At 72.5% G+C, this 5,795-nt stretch carries 4 protein-coding genes; all 4 read right to left on the bottom strand.

Translation table 11 applies throughout. The features are described from left to right. Nucleotides 1-23: 23 nt before the first annotated feature. The 4 genes from ettA to FHP29_RS17055 all read right to left on the bottom strand — a co-directional run bounded on the left by ettA (nt 24) and on the right by FHP29_RS17055 (nt 5,704). The gene (gene ettA / locus FHP29_RS17070; RefSeq protein WP_139624067.1) at nt 24-1,706 is read right to left on the bottom strand and encodes an energy-dependent translational throttle protein EttA; all 1,683 of its coding nucleotides are present in this window, start codon (nt 1,704-1,706) and stop codon (nt 24-26) included. A 9-nt stretch (nt 1,707-1,715) separates the two neighbouring features. Next, nucleotides 1,716-2,126 carry a single-stranded DNA-binding protein gene (locus FHP29_RS17065; RefSeq protein ID WP_139624066.1) on the bottom strand — a complete coding sequence of 137 codons (411 nt, stop codon included), beginning with the start codon at nt 2,124-2,126 and terminating at the stop codon, nt 1,716-1,718. A gap of 246 nt (nt 2,127-2,372) precedes the next feature. Beyond that, nucleotides 2,373-3,968: a GTPase gene (locus tag FHP29_RS17060; protein WP_240044565.1), complete on the bottom strand. Its 1,596-nt coding sequence runs from the start codon at nt 3,966-3,968 to the stop codon at nt 2,373-2,375. Next, nucleotides 3,965-5,704: a GTPase family protein gene (locus FHP29_RS17055; protein ID WP_240044564.1), complete on the bottom strand. Its 1,740-nt coding sequence runs from the start codon at nt 5,702-5,704 to the stop codon at nt 3,965-3,967. The genes FHP29_RS17060 and FHP29_RS17055 overlap by 4 nt, the downstream gene beginning before the upstream one ends. Nucleotides 5,705-5,795 lie beyond the last annotated feature (91 nt).

Raw genomic sequence — 5,795 nt, 5'->3', positions numbered from 1 at the left:
ACGACGCGCTCGCGCCATCCAGCTCAGTCGCGGGTCAGGCGGCGGTGCGTGACGCGGTGGGGGCGGGCGGCCTCGAGGCCGAGGCGCTCGATCTTGTTCTCCTCATAGGAGGCGAAGTTGCCCTCGAACCAGAACCACTCGCCCTCGTTCTCCTCCGTGCCCTCCCAGGCGAGGATGTGGGTGGCGATCCGGTCGAGGAACCAGCGGTCGTGGGAGGTGACCACGGCGCAGCCCGGGAAGTCGAGCAGCGCGTCCTCGAGCGAGGACAGGGTCTCGACGTCGAGGTCGTTGGTCGGCTCGTCGAGGAGCAGCATGTTGCCGCCCTGCTTGAGGGTGAGCGCGAGGTTGAGGCGGTTGCGCTCACCGCCGGAGAGCACGCCGGCCTTCTTCTGCTGATCGGGGCCCTTGAAGCCGAAGGAGGCGACGTAGGCGCGGCTGTTCATCTCGAAGTTGGCGACCTTGATGAAGTCCAGGCCGTCGGAGACGACCTCCCAGACGTTCTTGTTGGGGTCGATGCCGCCGCGGCTCTGGTCGACGTAGGAGATCTTGACGGTCTGCCCGACGGTGAGCTTGCCGGAGTCGGGCTCCTCGCCGCCCGTGATCATCCGGAACAGCGTGGTCTTGCCGACGCCGTTGGGGCCGACGACGCCAACGATGCCGGCGCGCGGCAGCGTGAAGGAGATGTCGTTCCACAGGACCCGGTCCTCGAAGCCCTTGGTGAGGTGCTCGGCCTCGAGGACGACGTCACCGAGCCGCGGGCCGGGCGGGATGTTGATGTCGGCGGCGTCGATCTTGCGCGCCTTGTCGGCCTCGGCGGCCAGCTCCTCGTAGCGGGCGAGGCGGGACTTGGACTTGGTCTGGCGGGCCTTGGCGTTGGAGCGGACCCACTCGAGCTCCTTCTCCAGCATCTTCGCGCGCTTGGCGTCCTTGGCGCCCTCGACCTTGAGTCGCTCCTTCTTGGTCTCCAGGTAGGTGGAGTAGTTGCCCTCGTAGCCGTGGATCGAGCCGCGGTCGACCTCGGCGATCCACTGGGCGACGTTGTCGAGGAAGTAGCGGTCGTGGGTGACGGCCAGGACGGCGCCCGGGTAGGACTTGAGGTGGCCCTCGAGCCACTGGACGGACTCGGCGTCCAGGTGGTTGGTGGGCTCGTCGAGCAGCAGGAGGTCGGGCTGCTGGAGCAGCAGCTTGCACAGCGCGACGCGACGGCGCTCACCACCGGACAGGTTGTCGACCAGGGCGTCCGAGGGCGGGCAGCGCAGCGCGTCCATCGCCTGCTCGAGGCGGCTGTCGAGGTCCCATGCGTTCATGTTGTCGAGCTCGGTCTGCAGCTCGCCGGTCTCGGCCATGAGCGCGTCCTGGTCGGCGTCGGGGTCGCCCATCTCCATGTAGGCGTCCTCGAGGCGCTTCATCTTCGCCTTGGTGTCGGCGACCGCCTCCTCGACGTTCTCCAGCACCGTCTTGCCCTCGGTCAGCGGCGGCTCCTGCTGGAGCATGCCGACCGTGGCGTCGGGGTCGCGCACGATGTCGCCGTTGTTGGGCTGGTCGAGGCCGGCCATCAGCTTGAGCAGCGAGGACTTGCCCATGCCGTTGGGGCCCACCACGCCGATCTTCGCGCCGTGCAGGAACGACAGCGTGACGTTGTCGAGGACCACCTTGTCGCCGTGGGCCTTGCGAACGTTGCGCAGAGAGAGGACGTAGTCAGCCACACCCCAAATCTACGCAGCGGCGACGGCGCCGTCGCGCTCGGGGTCGCCGGCCGCCCCGGACGAGGCCGACTTGACGAAGGTCGCCACTCCCCGGGTGAGGTCGTGGCCGATGGTGATCGCGTCGATCTCGAGCGAGACCACCTCCACGCCGCTCTTGTTGACATAGGTGCGGTGGTCGAGCCGGCCGTGCACGACCACCGGATCGCCCTGGTGCAGCGACGGTCCGCCGTTGCTGGCCAGGCGGCGCCAGGCGCTCACGCCGTACCACTGGGTCTCGCCGTCGACCCACGCGCCGGTGGTCCGGTTGAAGTGGCGCGGGGTGCACGCCAGCCGGAAGTTGAGGACCGGCACGCCGGCGACCTCTCGCAGCATCGGCGTGGTGCCGATCCAGCCCTGCACGGTGATCATCGTCTGGTTCATCGGATCTCCCCTCGTCGGCGCCGGCCGCGGGGAGCGACCGGTCGACGACCAGTGCACGGCATCGGTACGACGTCCGGCCTCGCAGCGCCGGCGCGCTGTGGAGAGCGCCGGTGGAGAAACCCGGCTGTGGACGACCGACGGCCCCTGCAGGCAATCATGTGACGCCTGGGACCGGGTGCGCAGGCTCAGCTCGGATTCACCGATCTGCCGCGTCGCGAGCAGCGGGAGATCGGTGAATCCAGCGTCTCAGCCGCGGGCGGCCTCCACGCCGCGGCGGAAGGCGGCGTACGACGCGAGCTCGGCGCGCAGCGGCTGCACGACGTCGCTCTCGATGACCTGGTGGACCACGCCCCGCAGCCGCTCGTCGGCCTGGTCGGCGCGCTGCCGGGCGAGGCCGCGGACGAGCATCCGCCCGACCACGGTGAGCAGCAGCCCGAGGACCAGGCCCCCGATGCCGAGCACGGCGGGGAGCGGGAGACCTGCGACCCGGGGCAGGTCGTCACGGGTGCCCTGGACGGCCGCGACGGCCCACCAGGCGAGCCCGCCCACGGCGGCGAGGAGGAGCAGCCAGTGGAGGATCCGGACGAGGGTGACCCACGCGGGCAGCCGGCCTGCGAGGTCGACGCCGCGCAGTCCGTTCTCGAGCCGGTCGCCGATGGCCGCGAGCCGGGTGGCGACGGCGTCGCGGGTCGGTGGCGCCCAGACGGGGCCGACGCCGGCCGACACCTCGTCGGCGAGCGCGCGCACCGTGGTGTCGACGGCGGCGCGATCGAGCGGCGCGACCTCGGGCTGTCCGCCGGGCGCCGCCTCCGCGCCCCGCTCCAGGAGGGCGAGAGGAGGCCAGGTGACGGCTCCGCGCGCGCGGTCGCCGACGGTGCGCTCGATGCCGTCGACGACGGCGGAGATGCCGGCGGCGTCGGCGAGGCGGTCCTCGACCTCCTCGACCCGGCGGGCGGGGAGCTCGCCCGCGGGCGTCGTACCGCCAGCCTGCTCGAGGCGGCCGGCCGCGGCCGCGATGTCGGCCTCGACCCGCAGGCTGGTGCTGCGCTTGTCGTGGACCCGGCGCAGGATCTCGCCGCGGAGCTCGGCCATGCCGATGCCCTCGCGTGCCGAGATCGGCAGCACCGGGACGTCGGGGAGGCCGTCCTCGGCGAGCAGCCTCCTCACGTCGTCGACCATCGCCTGCCGGCGATCCGCCGGGACGGTGTCGATGTGGTTGAGGGCGACGAGCATGACGTCCTGGTGGGTGCCCATCGGCTTGAAGTAGCGATCGTGTACGGCCGCGTCGGCGTACTTCTGCGGGTCGAGGATCCACACCATCAGGTCGGCGACGGCGACGAGCCGGTCGACCTCGAGGTGGTGGGCGACCTCGGTGGAGTCGTGGTCGGGCAGGTCGAGCAGGACGACGCCGTCGAACTCCGACTCCGAGCGCGTGTCGAGCATGGAGTCGCGCATGGTCTGGTGGCGCGGAGGGATGCCGAGCCACTCCAGCAGCTCGCCGGCGCCCTCGCTGCCCCAGACGACCGCGGTCGCCCACGACGTGGTCGGCCGCCGGATGCCGACCGAGGACAGCTCGAGCCCGGTGAGGGCGTTGTACGTCGACGACTTGCCCGATCCGGTCGCGCCCGCGATCGCCACCACGGTGTGCCGCGCGGAGAGGCGCAGCCGGCCGGTGGACTTCTCGACCGCCGCGGCCACGTCGTCGAGCACCGGGTCTGCCACCCGGCCCCGGGCCGCCTCGACCGCCGCGCGGAGCCCGTCGACCCGGGACGCGATCGGCGTGTGCCGGATCGCGAGGTCCTCCGGGACCCTCTCGGGCCCGTCAGCCAGCGGTGCAGTCACAGGTGTCCACCCGTCCCCTTCTTCGCAGCGGCGAACCGCAGGTCGTCGACGCGCCGCGCCGCCTGGCGGAGCTGGTCGGGCGCGTCGGGCTTGAGCTCCCACTGCGCGGCCGGGGCGAGGTACCGGGCGCGCTCGGCGCTCATCAGCGTGGTCAGCCGGCGGGCCAGCGTGCCGCGGGCCTGGTCGACCACCCGCGCCGCACCGGCCTCGCCGATCGTGCTCTCCAGCAGGGTGCGGCCCAGCCGCACGGAGTCCGCCGCGGAGCCCTGCACCTCGGGGCCGGCCAGGGCCACCACGCCGAGGGTGACCGCGAGTCCACGGGCCCCGAGCGCGAGGAAGCGTGCGCTGTGCCGCGCGTCGCCGGCCTCGTGCTTGACGAGCTCCTGGAGCTCGTCGTGCCAGGCCCGGATCTCCTGCTCGGCCCGCGTGCGCAGCCCGCGCCCGGCGCGGGTCAGGTCGTCGGTCGTCGACCTCAGCAGCGCCTCGCCGTAGGACCGCTCGCGCCATGCCGCCGCGGCGGCTCCCGCCGCGCGCTCGGCATGGTCGGCGACGAGCGCCTCCAGCCCCATCTCGATCGCGACGCCGACCCGCTCGGCCTGCTGCGGCTTGCCCTTGATGGCGTTGACCAGCCGCTCGCGGACGAACCCGACCTTGGCCTCCAGGGTGCGGGTGAGCTCGCCGCTGCCGACGAACTCCTGCCAGCGCGCCAGCAGGTCGCCGCGCAGCAGGGTGCCGTCGCGTCCCGCGGCGAGGAGCGTGGTCTGCGCGTCGTCGTACACCCGGTCGGCGACGGTGAGCAGCTCCCCCACCGCCTCGACCTGGAGCGCGACGGCGTCGGCGATCGGGAACGCCTTGCGGGTCACCGTGCGGACGGCGCCGGCGACGGTCTGGTTGACGATGTCACGCCGGGCGGCGGCGTCGGCGGCGAGCGCCTCGAGCCAGCCCTTGATCTCGGTGCCGTACGACGCGGGCAGGAGGCCCTCCTCGCTGACCTCGCCCTGAGGTACGGCGAACAGCGGGCTGTCCTTCAGACCGCGGGCCGCCATCATCCGGGCGAGATGGACCGAGACGGTCGCGACGTCCTCGGCGGACGTGCGGCTGAGCACGAGGGCGACCGCGGTGTTGCGGTCGACGGCGTTCTTCAGGTGGTCCCACGGGACCTGGTCGGAGTAGCGGGCCGCGGAGGTCACGAAGAGCCAGAGGTCGGCGGCCGCGAGGAGCTGCGCGGCGAGCTCGCGGTTGCGCTCGTCGACGGAGTCGACGTCGGGGGCGTCCAGGATGGCCAGTCCCCGCGGCACCGCGGTGCTGGGCACGAGCTGGATGGCGAACTGGTCGGTGGTGGCCTGGCTGACCCGGGCGAGCTCCGGCAGGAGCCGGTCGGCTCCGAACCAGCGGCCGTCCTCGGGGTGGTGGACCAGGACGGGCGAGCGCGTGGTGGGCCGCAGCAGGCCGGGGATGGTGACCCGGCTGCCGACGAGGGTGTTGACGAGGGTCGACTTGCCGGCGCCGGTCGAGCCGCCGACCACCACCAGCAGCGGCGCGTCGATCTCGGTGAGGCGCGGGATGATGTAGTCCTCGAGCTGCTCGATGATGTGCTCGCGGCCGACCCTCAGCGCACCGACGCCGGGCAGGTCGAGGGGCAGCGGCGCGTTGAGCAGGGATCCGTGCAGCCGGACCACCTCGGTGAGCATCCTGCTCCCGAGGAAGGTGTCGCTGAGATCGGCGCCGAGGGTCATCGCTGGGGTACCACCTGTCCGGGAAATGCGATCCGCGGCCGAGCCGTCTGGATCCGACCGAGGAAGTCCTGTCCGCGCACCTGCCAGTCGG

This window comes from Nocardioides albidus (genome assembly GCF_006335005.1).
In the GTDB taxonomy this organism is placed as follows: Bacteria; Actinomycetota; Actinomycetes; order Propionibacteriales; family Nocardioidaceae; genus Nocardioides; species Nocardioides albidus.
Note: the sequence above shows the minus strand (reverse complement) of the source record. Positions and strands in the feature narration are given on the sequence as shown.